This is a genomic window from Amycolatopsis sp. NPDC049691 (assembly GCF_040675005.1).
Lineage (GTDB): Bacteria > Actinomycetota > Actinomycetes > Mycobacteriales > Pseudonocardiaceae > Amycolatopsis.
The window spans coordinates 1-1535 of record NZ_JBFANX010000051.1; the positions used below are offsets into that span (position 1 = coordinate 1).

The 1535-nt window shown below is 56.1% G+C and carries 1 rRNA gene; it reads left to right on the top strand.

The features are described from left to right. Positions 1-1535, top strand: a 23S ribosomal RNA gene (locus AB0J40_RS47465); the annotation flags it as partial.

A 1535-nucleotide genomic window follows, 5' to 3' on the forward strand; every position in this document is an offset into this window, starting at 1 on the left:
GGCCGACAGGCGTAGTCGATGGACAACGGGTTGATATTCCCGTACCCGAGCATGTGCGCCCATGACGAGGCGTTTGATACTAACCACCCAAAGCCGGCGCGGAAGTCTTCGGATGGAAGCGTTGTGTGGAGCGTGGGACCTGATTTCGTAGTAGTCAAGCGATGGGGTGACGCAGGAAGGTAGCTCCGCCAGTGAGTGGTAGTACTGGTGTAAGCGTGTAGGCCGAGTGGTAGGCAAATCCGCCACTCATCAAGGCTGAGACGTGATGCGTAGCCGTTTGAGGCGAAGTAGAGTGATCCTATGCTGCCGAGAAAAGCCTCTAGTGAGTGCATGCACGGCCCGTACCCCAAACCAACACAGGTGGTCAGGTAGAGAATACCAAGGCGATCGGGTGAACTGTGGTTAAGGAACTCGGCAAAATGCCCCCGTAACTTCGGGAGAAGGGGGGCCAAACACTCTGAAGTCCTTTACGGACTAGGGGTGGGTGGCCGCAGAGACCAGCGGAAAGCGACTGTTTACTAAAAACACAGGTCCATGCGAAGTCGCAAGACGATGTATATGGACTGACGCCTGCCCGGTGCTGGAACGTTAAGAGGACCGGTTAGCCTTTCGGGGCGAAGCTGAGAATTTAAGCGCCAGTAAACGGCGGTGGTAACTATAACCATCCTAAGGTAGCGAAATTCCTTGTCGGGTAAGTTCCGACCTGCACGAATGGCGTAACGACTTTCCGGCTGTCTCAACCACAGGCCCGGCGAAATTGCACTACGAGTAAAGATGCTCGTTACGCGCGGCAGGACGGAAAGACCCCGGGACCTTTACTATAGTTTGGTATTGGTTTTCGGTTCGGCTTGTGTAGGATAGGTGGGAGACTGTGAAGCTGCAACGCTAGTTGTGGTGGAGTCGTTGTTGAAATACCACTCTGGTCGAATTGGGAATCTGAACCTCGGGCCATGATCTGGTTCAGGGACAGTGCCTGATGGGTAGTTTAACTGGGGCGGTTGCCTCCTAAAGAGTAACGGAGGCGCCCAAAGGTTCCCTCAGCCTGGTTGGCAATCAGGTGTTGAGTGCAAGTGCACAAGGGAGCTTGACTGTGAGACAGACATGTCGAGCAGGGACGAAAGTCGGGACTAGTGATCCGGCACCTCCTGGTGGAAGGGGTGTCGCTCAACGGATAAAAGGTACCCCGGGGATAACAGGCTGATCTTGCCCAAGAGTCCATATCGACGGCATGGTTTGGCACCTCGATGTCGGCTCGTCGCATCCTGGGGCCGGAGTAGGTCCCAAGGGTTGGGCTGTTCGCCCATTAAAGCGGCACGCGAGCTGGGTTTAGAACGTCGTGAGACAGTTCGGTCCCTATCCGCCGCGCGCGTAGGATACTTGAGGAAGGCTGTCCCTAGTACGAGAGGACCGGGACGGACGAACCTCTGGTGTGCCAGTTGTCCCGCCAGGGGCATGGCTGGTTGGCCACGTTCGGAAGGGATAACCGCTGAAGGCATCTAAGCGGGAAGCCTGTTCCAAGATGAGGTATCCCACCC